The following is a 21,577-nucleotide window of genomic DNA, read 5'->3' as shown; positions in this document are numbered from 1 at the left end:
TTATAACTAACGAGTTTTACTTCAAAATAATATATTTTAAACAAAAAAGCTCCCTGTTTTAGGAAGCTTTATAGTAATTCATATAGGTTTTTTATACGATTCCTTGCGCTAACATTGCCTCAGCTACTTTTACAAACCCAGCAATGTTGGCTCCTTTAACATAATCGACATAACCGTCTTCATCTTTACCAAATTCTAGACAAGATTTATGAATGTCTGACATTATATCTTTAAGTTTATTATCTACCTCTTCTCTTGTCCATTTATATCTTAAAGAATTCTGAGTCATTTCAAGACCAGATGTAGCTACACCTCCTGCATTAGAGGCTTTACCTGGAGCAAATAATATTTTAGCTTTATGAAATGCAGTTATAGCTTCTTTGGTTGAAGGCATATTAGCTCCTTCACTAACGCATATACAACCGTTATTTAAAAGGGTATTTGCATCCTCTTCGTTAAGTTCATTTTGTGTTGCACATGGTAAAGCAATATCACACTTAATTTCCCAGGGCGTTTTTCCTTTAATAAATTTGGCAGTTGGATAAGCCTCTATATACTCACTTATTCTTCCTCTTTTTACATTTTTTAGTTCCATTACAAATGCTAGTTTGTCTATATCTATTCCGTTAGCATCATAAATATACCCAGAAGAATCAGAGAGTGTTAAAACTTTACCGCCTAGTTGTATTACTTTTTCTGCTGCATATTGCGCTACATTTCCAGAACCAGATACAATAACATCTTTTCCTTTAAAACTATCATTTTTAGTTTCAAGCATTTTTTGAGCAAAATATACATTACCATACCCTGTAGCTTCTGGTCTAATTAGAGATCCTCCCCAGGTCATGCCTTTACCTGTTATAACTCCAGTAAATTCATTTCTTAGTTTTTTATACATTCCAAATAAGAATCCTATTTCTCTAGATCCAACACCTATATCACCTGCAGGTATATCGGTATTAGGACCAATGTGTCTAAATAATTCACTCATAAACGCGTGACAAAAACGCATAATCTCATTGTCACTTTTGCCTTTAGGGTCGAAATCACTACCTCCTTTCCCTCCACCCATAGGTAATGTTGTTAGGCTATTTTTAAATACTTGCTCAAATGCTAAGAACTTTAAAATACTCATATTTACCGTTGGGTGAAAACGTAAACCACCTTTATAAGGACCAATAGCAGAGTTCATTTGAATTCTATATCCTCTATTAACTTGAATTTCTCCTTTATCATCAACCCAACAAACTCTAAAAGATATAACACGTTCTGGTTCTACCATTCTAAGCAAAATATTCTTTCCGTAATATATATCATGCTTAACAATATAGGGAATTACAGTTTCTGCAACTTCCTCTACAGCTTGCAAAAATTCTGGTTCATGACCATTTCTTTCTTTTACAAGTTCTAAAAATGCTTCAATATTTCTTTTCATAAGGTATAAATATTCTATTGTTATTTAGTGAATAAATAATTTATCACCACAAATATACGTTATCTTTAAAAATAAGATTATTTTATTTAGAAATTCGTAATTGATGTTTATTTTTTACTATGAGGAAATTTATTAATGTTTGTTTGTTTATCGAGTTTTTATATATTTGTTGAATAATGCCTCAAAAAATAATCTTTTTTTATGCTTAATTTCAAATATTTAGTTTCTGTGCTTTGTTTGGTTATTACAATACAAACTGCAAGTGCTCAACTAGGCTTCTCTCACGAAATAGGTGTTATAGCTGGCCCGTTACAATTTAGATCCGATTTTGGTAATCGTGATGATTCGGAAACAAACTTTGGTAATTCTGGTTTTGGAATAGGAATTGTTCATTATTTAAATTTCTCGTATAGAGCAGACTGTAATTGCTATACTACTGATAATTTTTTTAATGATCATTTTAAAGTCCGTAATGAAATATCTTGGAACAGAACTAAACTTGAACATTTGGGGAAGTTTGTTGATGCTTCAAGGACTAGTTTAGATGCAGATAGATTAAGAGGACATGAAGGTGTTGCTAATAATTTTGATATTGGTACGCAATTAGAGTTTTATCCTTTAAGTATCCGTTCTTTTCAATCATTTGGTTCTAGATTTGCTCCTTTTGGAAGTTTAGGAATACATTTAACTTCTTATTCTCCTAAAGTAACGACTACTTTTGCGAACTCAGACCCAGACTTAGTTGGAGATGTTACTAATGCTAGTAACTTTTATTCTCAATGGGATCCGGGATCGGTTGATGCCTCACCAGGTGTTACATGGTCTATTGTTTCAAGTGTTGGTGTTCGTTATAAACTTGACAAATTATCTGATTTAATGTTAGATTTTAGAGTTCAACATTTTTTTAAGGATGATATTGATGGCTTAGATCACCAATTAGATTCTAATAAGGGTAACGATTGGTTAGTATGGCTAAATATTGGTTATATATATTATTTAGATTGAAAATGATTTAATAAAGTGAAATATAAAAAAAGCGTTCTTTAACAAAAGAACGCTTTTTTGTTTTAAATGTGATTGTTAATATATAATTATACCTTTCTATTTTGTTTTAATAGCATTTAAAAGAGCTAAAACATATCCATAATGAATGCCTTCATGAACAATTATAAATTGAAAAGCTTCATTAATGTTTGTTAATGTGTTTCCTGTTGTAGATACGGTATATTCTGTATAATTTTTAAATGCATTATTAGTATAATCTTCTTTTGTTTTTTCTATGGTAGAGAATAATAAACTTTTAATTTCATTTACATCTTCTTGATTTATATTGCTTTCAGGTTTTGTCCCTTTCATATACTTACCAATCATTTCATCACTAAGCTGTAAAGGTAAACCAGATAATTTATAAGCCAACAATTGTTCTGTAACTACTATATGACCTATATTCCAAATAATGTTATTCTTAAATCCGTTAGGTGTTTTATTTAAATCTTCTAAAGTGTTATTCTCAATGATTTTATTAAAAAGTGATCTTGTATTATTTAAAATCTGAAATGTAAAATCCATATTATTTATTTTTTTGATAAATATAGGTTTAATTTGTTTTTTGAAAACATTAATTAAGATGAAAAAAGTATATTATTTAAAGACGTGTAGTACCTGTATTAGAATTTTAAAAGAATTAAATCTGTCGTCAGAATTTATTCTACAAGACATTAAAAATGAAGAAATAACGGTAGAGCAATTGGAGCAGATGAAAGCGCTCTCAGGAAGCTATGAATCACTTTTTAGTAAACGCTCTAAGCTTTACAAGGAAATGGATTTAAAAAACCAAAAATTGGAAGAACGAGATTATAAACATTACATATTAGAACATTATACATTTTTAAGTAGACCTGTAATTATAGTTAATGATTCTATTTTTATAGGAAATTCTAAAAAAACAATAGAAGCAGTTAAGGGTTTTATTGACTCTTAAAGATTTGTGTCAAATTTTGTACTTTTATATATATATGTATGCTTTAGTAGATTGTAATAACTTTTATGCGTCTTGCGAACGTGCTTTTAATCCAAATTTACGCAACAAACCTATTGCTATTTTGAGTAATAATGACGGGTGTGTTATTTCTAGAAGTGACGAAGCAAAAATTTTAAATTTACCTATGGGAGCACCTATTTTTAAATGGGATGCATTTTGCAAAGCTAATAATATAGAGGTGTTTTCTTCGAATTATCCATTATATGGAGATATGAGTAGCCGTGTTATGACTATTCTAGAACAGTTTACACCAGATGTTGAAATATATAGTATAGATGAAGCTTTTTTAGAATTTAAAGGTTTCGATAATTATAATTTTGTTGATTACGGAAATCAAATTCGACAACGTATTTTAAAATGGACAGGTATTCCAACTTGTGTAGGTATTGCGCCAACAAAAGCTTTGAGTAAAGTAGCAAATAAAATAGCTAGAAAGTTTCCTGAAAAAACAAAAGGAGTTTATGTTATAGATTCTGAAGAAAAAAGAATTAAAGCCTTAAGGTGGATAAAACTTGAAGATGTTTGGGGGGTAGGTCATGGATTGCAAAAACGACTACAAGCAAAAGGTTGTAAGACAGCCTTTGATTTTGTGAAACTCCCCGATGAATGGGTTCGTAAAAACTTTTCTATAACAGGTTGGAAGTTAAAAAAGGATTTAGAAGGTGTTTCCAAAATAAAGTTAGATGAAGTTACCACTAAACGTGCTATCGCTACAACCAGAAGTTTTGAGTATACGTTTTCAGATATAGATAATATAAAAGAACGTATTTCGACTTTTGCAACAAGTTGTGCAGAAAAGTTAAGAAAACAGGGTTCTAGTTGTTATATGATTTATGTGACTTTAAGTAGTGATAGGCATAAAAAGGATTTAGAGCAGCATAGAGCAAGTCAAGTAATAAGTTTGCCGTATCCTACAGATTCGAGCTTAATTATTAGTCAGCAAGCAGTTCTAGCAGTTTCACATATTTATAAAACAGGTGTAAAATACAAAAGAGCAGGAGTAGGCGTTACAGGTTTGGTGCCAACAGATAATTATCAATTACAGATGTTTGATAATGAAAATCCAAAGCATAAACCTTTAATGCATGCTATAGATAAGTTAAATAAAAAGTATGAGAATTATAAAGTAAAACTGGGAAATCAAGATTTAAAACGAACATGGAAAATGAGGCAGGAGCGATTATCTCCAAGATATACAACTAATATTAAAGATATTATTAAAGTGAAATAAAAGATAAGTTATTAGTAAGTTGAAAAATAGGTTTAATCCTTTTATGTTAAATAGAGTCTAAATTGTAAATAAAATCTAGAATATGATAAAATTAAAGATAGTAGTCTTTGCAATATTTTGCTTATTTACAATAACTACGAATATTGCTCAGAATAATGATCAAGATATTTCAGATATAGAAGAGTCTAACCCTAAGCCTTATCGAAGAGAAGATGCTGGTTATAAAGAAATAAATACAAGTAATCTACCAGTATTCAAGTTTAAAAAAAGGGGAACTTCAGATAGATTGAATGCACTTATAGAAAAAGTTTCTAGAAAAGGAGGGGGTATTATTCAAATTCCTTCAGGGAATTATGAGTTTTTTCAAGTGAAAGTAAAATCAAACATACATTTACGTTTTGAAAAAAATACAGTTATTAAATTTCCTTTGTCCTCTATAAGAGCTAGAGGGGAAAAGTCTTTTTTCATGATAGGTAGATTGGAAGATGAAGGACAAATAAGAAACGTAAGTATAATAGGAGAAGGAAATGCCCAAAACCGTCCTAAATTTATTTTAAAACAAATAGACTTAAAGCATCGTAGAGTATTTAGTATAGGGCGGGTTGAGAATTTGTTAATTCAAAACTTTACTATAGATGATGAACTTACATTTGGGTCTTCCATAGCTTTTAATTTACAGAAAAATGGAAAAACCAATATGCATAGAGCTAAAAATGTTACAGTAACTAATATCTCTATGACGGGAGCAGATCAAGGTTATGGTTTAGCGCAAACAAATGTAGGAGAAAACATTTTGCTTAAAAATTTAGTTTGTGAGGGCGGAATGACTTGCCGTATTGAAGCACATACAGGAAGAAAATATAATGTAGGTCTTGATAATATTGTTATACAAAATGTAGTAAGTAAAAAAGGTAAAGCAGCTGTATTATTGCAACCGCATTCAATAATTAATGGAAGAGTTTTAGTTAACGGGGCTAAATCTATTGGAAGTGCATGGGTTGTATTTTTGAGAGAAGGATTTGTTGCTAAAGATTCTAAACGTAGAGCAAAAGGAGTGTTTTATGGTTCGAAGATGGAAAATTTATCAATGAAATATAGTAATAGTACTGCGGTGTTATCTCAAAAAAACATTAAATATGTGCCAGAAGAACTTAAGAAGTTTGTAGGAAAAAAAGTTAAAAAAGATAAAAAGAAAAAAAAGGCCGAAGCAGGTGTGTATGGACCATCGGTAGCTCCTGTTTTTTCTAATTTAAAATCTTACACGGTTGAATTACCATCTGAGGATGATATAAAGGTTTCAGGAGAAGATATAAATTTAAGGAAACAAAAGATTTTAGTGATAAAATAATTAAATAAAGGTTTAAAAGTAGTAGAACCCCTAATTGGATCATTATACAATTAGGGGTTCTTTGATAAATAGTTGTAGTTACTAGTGATATAATGCTTAATCTTTATTAACTTTAAAGCCAAAGCTTTTTTAAATGATGTTACATAAATCTAATGCTCTAACTTTTTTTACGCCGAAAGAAACAAATAGTTTAGGGACTCCTTTTTTTAATACAGGAATTTCAGCAGGATTTCCTTCACCTGCAGAAGATTTTAAAGAACAGCGGTTATCTTTAGATAAAGAACTTGTAAAAAATAAAGAAGCTACTTTTTTTGCACGTGTAAGTGGTCAATCTATGATTGGAGCAGGACTTGATGATGATGATCTATTAGTTATAGATAGAAGTCTTGAACCTACAAATAATAAAATTGCAGTATGCTTTCTTGATGGAGAGTTTACAGTAAAACGCTTAAAAGTAGATAAGGACGAGGTTTGGTTAAAACCCGAGAACCCTAATTATCCTATTATAAAAATCACTCAAGAAAATGATTTTGTTATTTGGGGAATTGTTACTAATGTCATTAAAAAAGTATAGTTATATGTAAATGAAAAATATCATTTATAAAAGAATAGAAACTACAGAAGAACTACAGCAAATTCTAGAGTTACAGGAATTAAATTTATCAACTTCAATTTCAGATCAAGAAAAGAAAAAAGAAGGCTTTGTAACTGTACATCATACATTTGAAATTTTAAAATTAATGAATAATAAGTGTGCTCATATTATTGCAAAAAGTAATAATAGGGTAGTAGGGTATGCTTTATGCATGGCTAAGGATTTTAAGGATGAAATTGATGTTTTAAAACCCATGTTTGATAATATTGAAGATAACATAAGAAAAGGCATAAAATATATTGTAATGGGACAAATTTGTATTGATAAATCATATAGAAAACAAGGTGTTTTTAAAAGTCTTTATAGTAGGATGAAAGAAATATTAAAACATAAATATGATTGTATTGTAACGGAAGTTGATAGTAAAAATGAACGATCATTGGGAGCGCATTTATCTATTGGATTTAAAATCTTATATTCATACTCTTTTAATAATCAAGATTGGAAAATTTTGAGCTGGAATATAAAAGAAGTAAGCTAATTTTATTTTATGGTAAACTTATCAACCTTAGACATTGGTATAATAATAGTCTTTTTTGTAATTACACTTTTTATAGGTGTGTGGGTGTCCAGACAAGCTGGGGAAAATTCAACAGAATTTTTCTTGTCAGGTCGTAATATGCCTTGGTGGTTATTAGGTGTCTCTATGGTGGCAACTACATTTGCTGCCGATACCCCAGGGTTGGTAACCGAGTTGGTTAGAACAAATGGAGTATCAGGAAACTGGGTGTGGTGGGCTATGTTGCTAACAGGAATGCTTACCGTATTTTTTTATGCAAAATTGTGGCGAAAATCGGGGATTTCAACAGATTTAGAATTTTATGAATTACGATATTCAGGGAAATCGGCAAGTTTTTTAAGGGGTTTTCGTGCTATTTATTTAGGTGTTATTTTTAATATTATAACTATGGCTGGTGTCTGTTTAGCAGGTGCTAAAATTGCTAATATTTTGCTGGGGATCTCTCAAGAAGAGGCGCTTTTATATTCATCAATAATTGTGATTATTTATTCTTCGTTAGGCGGATTAAAAGGGGTCTTACTTACAGACTTTCTTCAGTTTATAATAGCTATGGTTGGATCTATTTGGGCAACTATTTATATTGTAAATTTACCAAAAATTGGAGGTATGCAAATATTGTTAACTCATGAAAACGTAGTGGGTAAATTAAATATTCTTCCAGACTTTTCAGATAAAAAAGCATTAATAACCTTATTTATAATTCCTTTAGCGGTGCAATGGTGGAGTACTTGGTATCCAGGAGCAGAGCCAGGAGGAGGAGGTTATATAGCACAACGTATGTTGGCTGCTAAAGACGAGAAAAATGCAACTTGGGCAACATTGTTTTTCAATTTTGCACATTATGCATTGCGACCATGGCCATGGATTGTAGTAGGCTTAGCGTCATTAGTTATTTTTCCAAGCTTGGAAAGTATTAATACAGCTTTTCCAAATTTAAATAAAGATTTGCAAGGACATGATGTTGCATATGCTGCTATGATGACGTATTTACCAGCAGGATTAATAGGTATTGTTTTAACATCTTTAATTGCGGCGTTTATGAGTACCATTTCAACACAATTAAATTGGGGAAGTTCATATATTGTTAATGATTTTTATGGCAGATTTGTTAACAAAGAAGCATCAGAAAAACAAAAAGTATTAATTGGTAGAATTTCTACTGTTTTATTAATGGTTTGTGCTGCATTATTTTCCTTTTTTATTAAATCTGCGGCAGATGTCTTTAATTTGTTGTTACAAATAGGAGCAGGTACAGGGCTTTTATTTATTATGCGTTGGTTCTGGAAACGTATTAATCCGTATAGTGAAATTGCTGCAATGGTAATTTCTTTTGTTATAGCAGTTGTTTTTTTTGTAAATGGAAAATTAGAAATACCTTGGTTTGAAATAGAAGGGTATATGCAATTAGTATATGGTGTATTAATTACAACTATTGGGTGGATTTTAGTAACGCTTTTAACCAAAGAAAGTGACGTGGAAATTTTACAGAAATTTGAAGCCTTAGTTTATGGTAAAGAGAGTAAGTTTAAAAATATAGGATATAAAATTCTAGCTTTCTTCCTAGGGGTTATAGGGACTTATAGTATTTTGTTTGCAACTGGTTACTTTATCTATGGGAAAACCATTCTAGCTGTAGAGTTAACTATATTGGCTATAGTATGTTCTGGACTATTAGTTAAAAATTGGAAGAAAATAGTATAAATATAGCAGGACTTTAAATTTATGGATACATTTTTAGGTCATCAAACAACAGTAGATTTTTATGGTTGTAAATCAGATAAAATAAGCTCTTGTCAATTTATAGAAGATACTCTTTTAAAAGCAGCTCGAATATTAAATTTAACTGTTGTTAATACTACAATTCATTCTTTTTCTCCAATTGGTGTTAGTGGTGTTATTGTTATAGAAGAAAGTCACATCGCTATTCATACATGGCCAGAGCATAATTATATAGCTATAGATTTTTTTACATGCAACAAGTCTTATAATTTAAAGAAAGGTTTAGAGTGGTTAAAAGAAGAGTTTAAGGCTGAAAGGTTAAGTCAAGAGGTTATTAAAAGAGGAAGCCTAAAAAATATAGAAGATTTTAAAGTTTAGAATATGAAGTTAAAGAAAAAAATATTCTTGCTTATAGATGAAGAAAGAGGTAATAAAAAGGGCGATCATTTTGTAGAATATTTTATATGTATACTTATATTACTTAATGTTATCACTATTTTTTTAGAATCTTATAGATCCATTAATGAGCAATATGGACTGTTGTTTTATGGGATAGAACTGGTCTCAATTATTGTTTTTTCAATAGAATATATTATAAGGGTCTGGGTGGCAGATTTGCAATACCCAACATTATCGCCAATTAGAGCTAGGTTAAAATACATATTCTCTTTTCTTGGTTTGGTAGATTTATTATCCATATTACCATTTTATTTGCCTTATTTAATGAAGATAGATTTAAGAGTAGTACGAGTATTAAGGCTACTTCGTCTGCTTAGATTATTAAAATTAAACAGACATTCCAAATCACTTCGACTAATAGGCACTGTTCTTAAAAATACTAAAAATGATATATTGGTAACTGTTTTTATGGTTTTTATTTTATTAGTATTAGCTTCAACATTAATGTATAATATAGAAAATGAAGCGCAACCAGAAGCCTTTAATAATATTGGACAAGCTCTTTGGTGGGCAGTTGCTACTTTAACAACAGTAGGTTATGGAGATATTTATCCAATAACAGGTTTTGGTAAGTTCTTAAGTGGTATTATTGCTTTGTTGGGTATAGGTATTGTCGCTTTACCAACAGGAATTATAAGTTCTGCTTATATAGAAGAAGTACAGAAAGGTAAAGTAAGTAAAGAGTGTCCTCATTGCGGTAAAAGTGTAGAAAGTCATTAATTATGTTTGGTAAAAAAGAAATATTTAAACTTGATAAATTAAAGGAAGGGTTTACTTTTAAGTTAAAAAAAGCTATTTGGAGAATTTCTGAAATTGCCGAATATGATTGGAATGGTGATGGAAGAAGTATTGAATACATTTTAAAATCTGAAAAGAGTGAAGAGGCTTTTTTAGAAGTAGAAGTACTTAAAGGTGATTATGAAATTTATTTTAGTAAAGCAATATCTTTAGATGATTACATATTGAGAGACGCTATTAATACAGAAGAAGTGATTGTTTTTAATGATCAATTTTTTCTTGAAGAACACTATAAAGGAGCCTATAAAAATCTTACTAATCGAGGATCTTGGGAAAACTTAAAATCATATATGTTTTATAACAAAAGTGATGATGTTTTAACGATTGAAGATTGGGGAGATGGTAAATATGAAGTCTTCTATGGAGAAGAAATAAAAACAAAAAGTATAAAAAAGATAACACCGAATTGATCATGGAATTGCGATATAAATTTTTCTTAATAACAATAGCTAGTTTAATAATAACTGCATGTGGGAAAACAGAAAAACCATCGGTAACAGTTACAGAAGAATATTCAGAAAGACTAATACGAGATTTAAAAGGCTCGGATTTCTCATTAGTTTTGAGTGATATGAATGTTTCTGAAAAAGGAGATAAACTGTTATTTCAACATAAATATCATGTTTTAAAAGTAGAAAAAGATTCTTTGATTGTTGATTCTTTAGATTGGGAACCAGTTAATAAAAGTTTCTTTATAAAACATGAAAATGATTTAGGAATGGAAATTGTTTCAAGTCATAATAACAAACTTTCTCGAATAGCCAAACCAGTAGGTTTTGATTGGGCAGTAGGCAATACAGAACACGGTGAATGGGAGCAAGAAAAATCTACAGATAGCACTTCTACGAAGAGCAGTTCAACACATGGTAGAGTATGGCGTTCACATCATTCTTCAGGTTTGTTTTGGTATTGGATGTTAAGAAGACCTGCCTATCAACGAGATTATTCAACAAATAGAGTTTATAATGCGTCTGGGAAAACATATTATGGAGAAAATATAAATGGAACTAGTCGATATGGTACAAACAGTGCATATCAAAAGAGGAAAAGATCAGGTTTTTTTGCTAGAAGGAAAAATAGTTCCTCTTGGAGATCTTTTTCATCGAGTAAAAAGAGCGCAAGTTCATCTCGTTATAATGGAGCTTCAAGTACTCGATCTCGATCTGGAGGTTTTGGAAAGTAAAATAATAGCACTTGAGAATTTCAAATAAAAGAAAATCGTTTGTATTAAAAACAGCTTTATTTGCTACAGGTTTTAGTGGTATAGTTGCGGAATATATTTTATCTACCCTAGCATCTTACTTTATAGGAAATGCTATTTTACAATTTACGCTTATAGTATCTATTATGTTATTTGCTATGGGTTTGGGAAGCAGATTAAGCAAATCTTTTAATGCTAATATTATATTCTATTTTGTGATAACAGAATTGGTCTTATCAGTGTTAGTGTCATTTTCTGCCATTGCATCCTATTTAATTTATGGTTTTACTAATGTGTCATGGCTGGTCATTTATTCATTATCTATTATTATTGGGTTGCTTATTGGATTAGAAATTCCGTTTGCGACAAGAATAAATAATGATTTTGAAGAGTTACGTTTAAATATTTCTAACATTTTAGAGAAAGATTACTACGGAAGCTTATTGGGAGGTTTGTTTTTTGCCTTTGTAGGTTTGCCGCATTTAGGGCTTACTTATACACCATTTGTTTTAGGCTTTTTAAACTTAATAATCTCTTTTTGGCTTTTTTATGTATTGCGAAGTGAAATTTCAAAAACGTTACGGCGATTAGTTACCATATTATATGTTAGTGTTTTTTTGATAATATTAGCGGGCTTAATTTTTGCAAAACCTTTAGTTTTATTTGGTGAGCAAGCTAAGTATAAGGACAAGATTGTTTTTTCTGAACAAACTAAATATCAAAAAATAGTAATTACTAAATGGAAAGAATGGTATTCATTATATATTAACGGTAATCAACAATTATCAACGTTCGATGAATATTTATATCATGAACCTATGGTGCATACAACTTTAGGTGTTACCAAAAAAAAAGATAATATTTTAATTCTTGGTGGAGGTGACGGTTGTATTGTTAGAGAGTTATTAAAATATGAGGATATTGTAAAAATCACTTTAGTAGATTTAGATAAAAAAATGCTGAGTTTAGGGAAAGAAAATACCATTTTTAAATCCTTAAATAATAATGCACTTAACAATAGTAAAGTAAGTACTGTAGTTGGCGATGCTTTTACTTTTTTAGAAAACACTAAATCTATTTATGATGTTATTTTGGTAGATTTGCCAGACCCCAATAATATAGATTTAAACAAACTATATACTAAGGAATTTTATAATTTATGCTATAAACGTTTAGATGCTAAAGGGACATTTATTACACAATCTGGAAGCCCATATTATGCTACAAAAGCTTTTTATTGTATAAATAAAACATTGCAGAGTTCAGGATTTTATACATTGCCTATGCATAATCAGGTTTTAACATTAGGTGAGTGGGGATGGATTATGGCTAAAAAAGAGCCTATAGAGTCTTCAGATTTGAATAAAATTAACCTAAGTAGTATAGAGTTGAAATGGCTTAATAAAAGCTCTATAACAGCGCTCACATCTTTTGGCAAACCTTTAATTGATACTACAGGAATTAAAGTAAATACAATATTTAGTCCTAAGCTATACTTATACTATCAAGAAGGGAATTGGGATTTATACTAAAAAAAGCGTGAAACATAAGTTTTACGCTTTTTAATATATTTTAAAATGAAAAGAAGTTAATCAGCTAATACAATAACTTTATTATCTTTCATTTCTAATGTTCCAGAGTTTATTTTCAATAAGGTAGAGTTATTATCACCTTTAGTAAATTTATCTTGAACGTCTTCATTTAATTCTACGTTTCCCGAAATTTTAACAAAACCGCCCTTAAGTATAGATACAATAGGTGCATGGTTATTTAATATTTCAAATTCACCATTCATTCCTGGTACAATAACACTAGTTACTTCTCCGCCAAATAATTTAGCTTCAGGTGATACAATTTCTAAATACATAGTTTCTTTAGTATTTAGTATTCAGTTTTCAGTATTCAGTTGCTCACTGCAAACTACTACTGCAAACTGTCTACTAGTTTTACGCCTCAGCTAACATTTTTTCTCCAGCTTCGATAGCTTCTTCAATAGTTCCTTTAAGGTTAAAAGCTGCTTCTGGAAGATGATCTAACTCTCCATCCATAATCATGTTAAACCCTTTAATGGTTTCTTTAATATCTACTAAAACACCTTTAAGTCCAGTAAACTGTTCTGCTACGTGGAATGGTTGCGATAAGAAACGTTGTACACGTCTTGCTCTACCTACTGCCATTTTATCTTCTTCAGATAATTCTTCCATACCAAGAATAGCAATGATATCCTGTAATTCTTTATAACGTTGTAATAGCTCTTTTACACGTTGTGCACAATCATAATGCTCGTCACCTAAAATATCAGCAGTTAAAATTCTTGAAGTAGAATCTAATGGATCTACAGCAGGATAAATACCAAGCTCAGCAATTTTACGAGATAATACAGTTGTTGCATCTAAGTGAGCAAAGGTTGTTGCTGGAGCAGGATCTGTTAAATCATCTGCAGGTACGTAAACCGCTTGTACAGATGTAATAGAACCTCTTTTTGTCGATGTAATACGCTCTTGCATCGCACCCATTTCTGTTGCTAATGTTGGTTGGTAACCTACCGCAGAAGGCATACGACCAAGTAGCGCGGATACCTCAGAACCAGCTTGTGTAAAACGGAATATATTATCTACGAAGAATAATACATCTTTTCCTTGTCCTTCACCAGCACCATCACGGAAATATTCAGCAATTGTTAAGCCAGATAATGCAACACGTGCACGTGCTCCAGGAGGCTCATTCATTTGTCCAAATACGAAAGTCGCTTTAGATTCTTTCATTTTAGATTTATCTACTTTAGATAAATCCCATCCTCCATCTTCCATAGAATGCATGAAATCATCACCATAACGAATAATCCCAGACTCTAACATTTCACGCAGTAAATCATTCCCTTCACGAGTACGTTCTCCAACGCCTGCAAATACAGAAAGACCACCATGTCCTTTTGCTATATTGTTAATCAACTCTTGAATTAATACTGTTTTACCTACACCAGCACCACCAAATAAACCAATTTTACCACCTTTTGCATAAGGCTCAATAAGGTCAATTACTTTAATACCTGTAAATAAAACTTCTGTAGAAGTTGATAAATCTTCAAATTTAGGAGCTTGACGGTGAATTGGTAACCCAGCTTCTCCAGCTTTGGGTAAATCCCCAAGACCATCAATAGCATCTCCAATAACATTAAATAAACGTCCGTATACATCATCACCAATTGGCATTTGTATAGGAGCGCCTGTTGCAGTAACTTCAGTTCCTCTACTTAAACCATCTGATGAATCCATGGCAATAGTACGAACAGTATCTTCTCCAATATGAGATTGTACTTCTAATACTAATAAAGAACCATCAGGTCTTTTAATTTCTAATGAATCATAAATTTTTGGAAGCTCTGAACCTGCTCCGAATTCAACATCGATAACTGGACCTACTATTTGTGCAACTTTACCTGTAACTTTAGACATTACTTATGTATTTAATATTATGCGATTTAATTGTATGAAAACGTTTTTAGTTTTCGCGTGCAAAGATATAGTTTTTAATTTAAATTTTTACATCAAAAATGCTCCATTTTTCAGGTATAAAAAACACCTTCATTTTGAAGGTGTTTTTTATTAAGTTTTTTAGTTTTTTTGATCATGGTTCAGAAGAGTAATTTGTTGGGTAATCATTGGCATTTGCAACATTGCCAGATGCAACAAAATTTGATCCAAATTTAGCATCAATAGCTTCTAAAAATTTATTTGCCATATAAGCATAACCTCTACCAGTAAGATGAATGCCATCTAAACTTATGGCTCCTCCTGTAACTAAATTTGATTTTAAACTAAAATTATCAAAATTAATACCTGCAGATGCTAATTCTGCCAAAATGTTATTTAAATCAACTAAAGCTATATTGTCATTAGAATCTATTACAGATTTAATAGTTGCATTGTAAGCATCTGTTGCATTATTAATTTCTTTAAGTTCACTTGGTAATAATACCCATTTATCTGCTAATGGAAGTGTGATACCTTCAGCAGAGAATTGTTCTGCTAATTGTTGTGGTACTTTGGCAGCCATAAGTGCAGATACGGAGGCTTGATTAGTAGTGCCTATTATAGAGCTACTTGGTAGTACTAATAAATCTTTTTCTGTTGCTTGCCTTGACTGGCCATAAGCTTTCCCTAGCAAACCAGCAATAAGAGGGCTGGCTTGTATTGGTAGCCCTAGTGATTCTACAAAAGTTGGAAAAGTAGGGCTTGTATTTAGTGCGCCTGTTATTAAAGTAGCTATATTTGGTAAAGTTTCGTCATGAATAACAACTGGACTGGCAGCTGTTTGTGAAAAGACTATTTTTCTTGATGGATCTATGACATCAAAAACTTGATTTAAAGCCCCGAAAATATTATTAAGGGTTGGTATTTGTGGTCCAAAATTAGGGTTTAATGGGCTAAGTGGGTTATACGGAACAGTTGTAAAATGTGGTAGGTCTGTTATATATGGTACATTTGTAATAACTCCTTTAGCACCAGTAGATGTTAACGTAGTAATTAATGTATTAAATACAGAGTTAAATGTGGATGCGTCTGTTATTAAGTTAGAGCCATCACCTCCAGAAGTCGCGTAACCTAAAACATCATTTCCTCCAATTTCAGATAATGTGAAAAATGTTGGGTTTTGTGCAATAGCATCACCTAAAATTGTAGCAGTTGAATTTGATGCTATTCTTACAAAATAGGGATTAGCCGTTGCAGTTGCTAAATTTGCAGGATTACCGTATCCATCAAATAAAAGGTGAAAGCTTTTGGCTCCTGGGATTCCCATATTACTAAATGTTCCATTTAGTTTGGTTGTAGCTTCTGTAGTTGGTATTTCTGCAGTAAAATCTAATTTATGAGGAACAACACCTAAAGGATAAGGACCAGAACTAAAATTATCTGTATCATCTTGATCACTATAGAAATAAAGTCTAGGAGTAAAACGATCGTTAGCAGTTCCGCCAATAAGAAGGCCTCCAATATTATCGTTCATCAATGGTAGGGTAAATGTATCATTACCAAGTTTAGCGAATTCTTTCGATAATATATTTGGAAATGAGTTTTCTTGTGATGCTCTAAATAAAGCACCGTCTGTAAAACCAGCTGTAAATGATGCTCCAAGAGCTACATAATTTGAAAAATCTGCGGTTCCAGTTGTTAATTCAGGTAAAACAGTTTCTTCTGGCAAGATATTATCATCTTCGTTACAAGCATAAAATCCTATTAATAGGACAAAAAGCAATATATATTTAATATTATTCATAATTATCTTTTTATAGGTTATTAATTGTCCATGAAATATAGTATTGAGAGCCTATTAGACCAGTACCTACAGCTGTAAAATATTCATCAGCTAAAAGGTTTGAAGCTCCAATTTTAAATGTAGATTTTAAACTTGGTACTCTATAATTAACTTGGGCATCCATAACATGGTAAGCAGGAACTTCACCTGTAGCAAAAGAGGCTTCCCAAACATAATTATCACTCCATCTCCAAGCAAGATTAAATCCTAAGTTTTTATATACGTTTGTATTTCCAAAAGAGGCTTTTATCTTATGTTCTGGAGTATTAAAATTGGTTTGGAAATCTGGGTTGGCATCACGATCAAAATCTAATTTAGCATAGGTATAATTCATCCCTAAATCATAGTTTCCAAGTATTTTAGTAGATACACCTATAGCTGTGCCATAGGAATTTACGTCTGCTGTTGTATTTGTATAGGCTCTGTAGGCTTGAAAATCTTGATTAGCAACAGCTACTATAGCATTTGGTGTAACACCATCTGGGGATAAATCACCTAGATTTACATTACCATAAAATGGGTTAACAACATCTACTGTAGTAATAAAGTCTTTATATTTATTTAAATAGGCACTAAAATCTACGATAAATTTATTTAATTTTCCACGATAACCTAGCTCTAAAGAGGTTACTTGTTCTGGTTTAACTATGCCTGGATTTGCTGTTTTTAAGTCTGCTGGATTTCGTGATGCTGCAAAATCTGTAACAGAACTTCTACTAAATGAATTATTATACGCGCCAGTACCATCATAACTATATGAGGTTGTTCCTAAAATTGTAGCACCAGTAGGAGAAAGTGTGTTTACAGCACTAGTAGTTGTTGCTAACCTTAAATCTCTTTGAGGATTATCTGGAGCACTACCTAACAGAATTATAGGTCCAACATTGAATCCAATATATAATGCTTGAGTATCTGGGTTTCTAAACCCTGTTTGTACAGAAGCTCTAATATTATGATTACCATCGTCACCTAAATCGTATCCAACAGATAACCTTGGGGAGAAAAAAGCATCAAAAAGTTCTGATTTATCATAGCGTATTGAAGCAGTAAGCTTTAGGCGCTCATCTTCCAAAAATTTCTTTTGTAATTGTGTATATACACCAACTTCAGAATAAGGAATTTCACCTTGTTTGTCTGTATAAATTGAACCAAAAGAGTTTAACTGATATTGGCGATATGATCCTCCAACTTGAATTTCAGCAAAATCTGTAAGATGGCTGAAATTATAATTAGCATCTGCATGGTAAATTTTAGATTCATCTCTAAATTTACTACCTGTTAAAACATCGGGATCGTTTATTACTGTATTGAAGGCATTTTGAAATTGTGCAGATCCGGGCTCAAAGCGTCCTGTATCAGCTACAGTTCTTGCATTAGCATGAGCTTGATTAGCATTTAAACCAGCTAAAGTACCTTGAATAAAAGCACCAGCATATTGACCAAACCAATCAGAATCAGATTTCCATTGTCTATTAATATTTACTCCTGTAAAAACTAAGTCGTAAGAATCTCCTGCGTTATCTGCCGTAATATAACCTCTTAGAAAAAAGTTGTCATTTTTAATTTCTAATTTATGTTGTTGTAAAAAGAAGTTTTTAATAGAGTATCTATTTGAACCTTGGTAAACTGTAGATCCAGAACCTATTTTACCAACATATTGTATTTCAAAATCATTTTCCCAAGGTCTGAAATATAATCCCCAATCTGTTTTAATGCTTTTTGCATCGTAATCTGTAAGATCGGCTTCATAGTAACCTGTTCTACTAACATTTACAGAAGGTAATAAGTTTGCTAAAGCAGGATTAGGTAAGTTGGCTAGAAAATCAGGATTTGAAGCAACTGTACTAAGGTTTGTAGATACTAAGTCGCCATATACGTTTACACCATCATAATCAATATCATTTTGTCTTGTGCTATTATTTTTAATAAAAGTTGAACTTCGGTCTTTGCCTCTTGTATCATTAGCAACCCAATCACTTCCTTGTAAATAGCTAAAATTTACTTTAGCTGCAAATTTTTCATTGAATTTATATGCCATACGGATACCGTAATCTTTATAATCATTATCGCCAGCAGCTTCTTGAGAAGTAATACCTTGTTTGTAATATGCACTAATCCCTGAATGATCAAAAGGGCTTTTACTACGCATAAATAAAATACCATTAAAAGCATTAGCACCATATAGAGCAGAAGCTGCTCCTGGTAAAAGTTCTACACTTTGTACATCAGTTTCTACCATTCCTAATAAGTTTCCTAGAGGGAAATTAAGTGCTGGAGCTGCATTATCCATACCATCAACGAGCTGCATGAAACGAGTATTAGCAAATGTTGCAAAACCTCTTGTATTTATGGATTTAAATGTTAAACTATTAGTGTTAATATCAACACCTTTTAGGTTTTCTAAACCATCATAAAAATCTGAAGAAGCTGTGTTTTTAATTTCTTTTAGTCCAAAACGTTCTACAGTTACTGGCGATTCGAAAATACGCTCAGGTGTTCTAGATGCAGAAATAATAACTTCGTCCAAAGAATTACCTTCTTTTAGAATCAAAATGATTTTTTGATTGCTAGAGGTTATTTCTTCTGTAGTAGTTTCAAAGCCTATACTACTTGCTTGAAGGGTAAAAGGAGGATTTTGTTGAGATGTAATTGAAAATGTTCCATCAAAATCGGTTATGGCGCCGATCGTTGTTTCTGTGATAATAACATTTGCTCCAGGAATGGGCTGATTATTATTATCGACAACAGAGCCAGTAATTGTTGTTTGTGAATAAGATAAACCACAAAAGAATAACAGTAAAATAGGTAGTATTGTTTTCATTTATTTGAGTTAGTTTAATTTTTAGTACAGTAATATATGTATATATTATATTACTTTTGTATAAAAATATAAAAAAATTATGCTTGCATAGTTTTTTTATCAAAAAAAAGACTAAATAAATGAGATATTACCATTCTTTTGATTAAAAGAATGGTAATAAAACAATACATGTTTATTCTACAGTAACAGATTTTGCTAAATTTCTTGGTTGGTCAACATTTTTATCCAACAAGACAGCTATATGGTAAGATAGTAATTGAAGAGGAATAGTAGTTAATAAAGGAGAAAGTGATTCTAGTGTTTCAGGAACTTCAATAACATGGTCTGCTAATTCTTTTACCTGTATATCTCCTTCTGTAACAATACCAATAATTTTTCCTTTCCTAGATTTTATTTCTTGAATATTACTAACAACTTTTTCGTAATGCCCCTTTTTGGTTGCAATTACAACAATTGGCATATTTTCATCAATTAAAGCAATAGGACCATGTTTCATTTCTGCAGCAGGGTAGCCTTCTGCATGTATGTAAGAGATCTCTTTTAGTTTAAGGGCGCCTTCAAGCGCTACAGGGAAATTATATCCTCGTCCTAAATACAGAAAATTACTAACATCTTTATATATATCTGCAATCATTTTAATATGATCATCAGATTCTAAAGCTTTTTCTACTTTTGCAGGAATCATTTCAAGTTCTAATAAATGACGGCGGAAATCGGAACTACTAATAGTACCTTTAGCTCTAGCCATACGTAAAGCTATTAATGTTAAAACAGTAATTTGAGTAGTAAATGCTTTCGTTGAAGCTACTCCTATTTCTGGTCCTGCATGTGTATAAGCTCCAGCATCAGTTTCTCTTGCAATAGAAGAACCTACAACATTACAAATGCCAAAAACAAAAGCACCTTTAGATTTTGCTAATTTAATAGCGGCTAATGTATCTGCTGTTTCACCAGATTGAGAAATAGCAATTAGTACATCGTTTTCATTTATTACTGGATTACGATATCTAAATTCTGATGCATATTCAACTTCTACAGGTATTCTTGCTAAATCTTCGAAAATATATTCAGCAACTAAACCAGCGTGCCATGATGTTCCACACGCAACTATAATAATACGATTAGCATTAAGGAACTTTTTCATGTTATCCTCAATACCTGCCATTTTTATAATAGCTTCTTGTCTTAATAACCGCCCTCTGTAAGTATCTGTAATAGCTTTTGGTTGCTCATGAATTTCTTTTAACATAAAGTGATCATAACCACCTTTTTCAATTTGCTCTAAGTTTATTTGAAGCTTTTGTACATATGGATCTACCAAAGAGTCATCTTTGATTTTTCTAATTTTAATGTCTTTATGAAATCTAATAATAGCCATTTCTTCATCTTCTAAATAAATGGCATTTTTAGTATATTCTAAAAATGGAGAAGCATCACTAGCTATAAAAAACTCATCTTCACCAACCCCAACTGCTAAAGGGCTTCCTAAGCGAGCAATAACTATTTCTTCAGGTTTATTTTTGTCAAAAACAGCAATAGCATAAGCGCCTATTACTTGGTTTAATGCAATTTGTACTGCTTTACCAAGTTTTACATTTTCTTGTTTTTTTACGTCTTCAATTAAATTGATTAGTACTTCTGTATCTGTATCAGATTTAAATGTGTAACCTCTAGTGATTAATTCTTTTTTTAGTGATTCATAATTTTCTATTATGCCATTATGAATAATGACTAACTCACCAGAGTTTGAAATATGAGGATGAGAATTCACGTCATTAGGAACACCATGTGTAGCCCATCTAGTATGACCAATACCTACGTTTCCATTTTTTGTGATTTCTTTTTCAGAGCGCTCTTCTAAATCGGCTACTTTTCCTTTTGTTTTACAAACCTTAAGATTTGTACCGTCAAATAGCGCAATACCAGCACTATCATACCCTCTGTATTCTAGTCGTTTAAGTCCTTCTATAACAATAGGATACGCTTCTCTTGGCCCAATATAGCCTACAATTCCACACATAAGTTTACTTTTT

General features: G+C 31.4%; 19 protein-coding genes. 12 read left to right on the top strand and 7 right to left on the bottom strand.

The features are described from left to right. Nucleotides 1-91: 91 nt before the first annotated feature. On the bottom strand, nt 92-1,435 hold the full coding sequence (gene gdhA / locus A8C32_RS02325; protein WP_069828837.1) for an NADP-specific glutamate dehydrogenase: 1,344 nt from the start codon (nt 1,433-1,435) through the stop codon (nt 92-94). 201 nt (nt 1,436-1,636) lie between these two features. Here gdhA and A8C32_RS02320 point away from each other — a divergent pair, with 201 nt between their 5' ends. Beyond that, nucleotides 1,637-2,440 carry a THC0290_0291 family protein gene (locus A8C32_RS02320; protein ID WP_069828836.1) on the top strand — a complete coding sequence of 268 codons (804 nt, stop codon included), beginning with the start codon at nt 1,637-1,639 and terminating at the stop codon, nt 2,438-2,440. 96 nt (nt 2,441-2,536) lie between these two features. Here A8C32_RS02320 and A8C32_RS02315 read toward each other — a convergent pair whose 3' ends face one another. Further along, nucleotides 2,537-3,004 carry a DinB family protein gene (locus A8C32_RS02315; protein ID WP_069828835.1) on the bottom strand — a complete coding sequence of 156 codons (468 nt, stop codon included), beginning with the start codon at nt 3,002-3,004 and terminating at the stop codon, nt 2,537-2,539. A 58-nt stretch (nt 3,005-3,062) separates the two neighbouring features. Between A8C32_RS02315 and A8C32_RS02310 the strand changes: the two genes are divergently transcribed. The 11 genes from A8C32_RS02310 (at nt 3,063) to A8C32_RS02260 (ending at nt 12,939) form a co-directional block, all read left to right on the top strand. Next, the gene (locus A8C32_RS02310; RefSeq protein WP_069828834.1) at nt 3,063-3,416 is read left to right on the top strand and encodes an arsenate reductase family protein; all 354 of its coding nucleotides are present in this window, start codon (nt 3,063-3,065) and stop codon (nt 3,414-3,416) included. Between the two features lie 34 nt (nt 3,417-3,450). Further along, nucleotides 3,451-4,707, top strand: coding sequence for a Y-family DNA polymerase (locus A8C32_RS02305; RefSeq protein ID WP_069828833.1), 1,257 nt, complete (start codon nt 3,451-3,453; stop codon nt 4,705-4,707). Between the two features lie 82 nt (nt 4,708-4,789). Further along, nucleotides 4,790-6,055 (top strand): glycoside hydrolase family protein, encoded by a 1,266-nt coding sequence (locus tag A8C32_RS02300; protein ID WP_069828832.1) that lies wholly within the window; start codon nt 4,790-4,792, stop codon nt 6,053-6,055. A gap of 133 nt (nt 6,056-6,188) precedes the next feature. After that, complete coding sequence (locus A8C32_RS02295; protein WP_069828831.1) at nt 6,189-6,629, top strand: LexA family protein; 441 nt, start codon at nt 6,189-6,191, stop codon at nt 6,627-6,629. Between the two features lie 10 nt (nt 6,630-6,639). Further along, the gene (locus A8C32_RS02290) at nt 6,640-7,191 is read left to right on the top strand and encodes a GNAT family N-acetyltransferase (RefSeq protein WP_069828830.1); all 552 of its coding nucleotides are present in this window, start codon (nt 6,640-6,642) and stop codon (nt 7,189-7,191) included. A gap of 9 nt (nt 7,192-7,200) precedes the next feature. Next, complete coding sequence (locus A8C32_RS02285) at nt 7,201-8,931, top strand: sodium:solute symporter family protein (protein WP_069828829.1); 1,731 nt, start codon at nt 7,201-7,203, stop codon at nt 8,929-8,931. 21 nt (nt 8,932-8,952) lie between these two features. Further along, nucleotides 8,953-9,327, top strand: coding sequence for an adenosylmethionine decarboxylase (speD, locus tag A8C32_RS02280; RefSeq protein WP_069828828.1), 375 nt, complete (start codon nt 8,953-8,955; stop codon nt 9,325-9,327). A 3-nt stretch (nt 9,328-9,330) separates the two neighbouring features. After that, nucleotides 9,331-10,128: an ion transporter gene (locus A8C32_RS02275; RefSeq protein ID WP_069828827.1), complete on the top strand. Its 798-nt coding sequence runs from the start codon at nt 9,331-9,333 to the stop codon at nt 10,126-10,128. Between the two features lie 2 nt (nt 10,129-10,130). Next, complete coding sequence (locus A8C32_RS02270; protein WP_069828826.1) at nt 10,131-10,616, top strand: DUF4178 domain-containing protein; 486 nt, start codon at nt 10,131-10,133, stop codon at nt 10,614-10,616. Between the two features lie 2 nt (nt 10,617-10,618). Continuing rightward, nucleotides 10,619-11,389 carry a hypothetical protein gene (locus A8C32_RS02265; RefSeq protein ID WP_069828825.1) on the top strand — a complete coding sequence of 257 codons (771 nt, stop codon included), beginning with the start codon at nt 10,619-10,621 and terminating at the stop codon, nt 11,387-11,389. 11 nt (nt 11,390-11,400) lie between these two features. Further along, nucleotides 11,401-12,939 (top strand): polyamine aminopropyltransferase, encoded by a 1,539-nt coding sequence (locus tag A8C32_RS02260; RefSeq protein ID WP_240491671.1) that lies wholly within the window; start codon nt 11,401-11,403, stop codon nt 12,937-12,939. Between the two features lie 56 nt (nt 12,940-12,995). Here the strand turns inward: A8C32_RS02260 and A8C32_RS02255 are convergent, their stop codons facing one another. From A8C32_RS02255 to glmS, 5 genes are all read right to left on the bottom strand, one after another. Continuing rightward, nucleotides 12,996-13,274 (bottom strand): F0F1 ATP synthase subunit delta/epsilon, encoded by a 279-nt coding sequence (locus A8C32_RS02255; RefSeq protein ID WP_069828824.1) that lies wholly within the window; start codon nt 13,272-13,274, stop codon nt 12,996-12,998. A 79-nt stretch (nt 13,275-13,353) separates the two neighbouring features. Continuing rightward, nucleotides 13,354-14,862 carry a F0F1 ATP synthase subunit beta gene (atpD, locus tag A8C32_RS02250; RefSeq protein ID WP_069828823.1) on the bottom strand — a complete coding sequence of 503 codons (1,509 nt, stop codon included), beginning with the start codon at nt 14,860-14,862 and terminating at the stop codon, nt 13,354-13,356. 172 nt (nt 14,863-15,034) lie between these two features. Then, a complete protein-coding gene (locus A8C32_RS02245) occupies nt 15,035-16,684 on the bottom strand; it encodes an SGNH/GDSL hydrolase family protein (protein WP_069828822.1) in 1,650 nt (549 codons plus the stop codon). A gap of 10 nt (nt 16,685-16,694) precedes the next feature. Beyond that, entirely contained in the window at nt 16,695-19,544 is a 2,850-nt protein-coding gene (locus A8C32_RS02240; protein ID WP_069828821.1) for a TonB-dependent receptor, read from the bottom strand. A gap of 172 nt (nt 19,545-19,716) precedes the next feature. Then, nucleotides 19,717-21,564 carry a glutamine--fructose-6-phosphate transaminase (isomerizing) gene (gene glmS / locus A8C32_RS02235; RefSeq protein WP_069828820.1) on the bottom strand — a complete coding sequence of 616 codons (1,848 nt, stop codon included), beginning with the start codon at nt 21,562-21,564 and terminating at the stop codon, nt 19,717-19,719. Between the last annotated feature and the right edge of the window lie 13 nt (nt 21,565-21,577).

The sequence above is a fragment of the Flavivirga aquatica genome, from assembly GCF_001747085.1.
Taxonomy (GTDB): Bacteria; Bacteroidota; Bacteroidia; order Flavobacteriales; family Flavobacteriaceae; genus Algibacter_C; species Algibacter_C aquatica.
The sequence above is the reverse complement of the archived record's forward strand: the minus strand, read 5'-3'. Positions and strand labels throughout refer to the sequence as shown.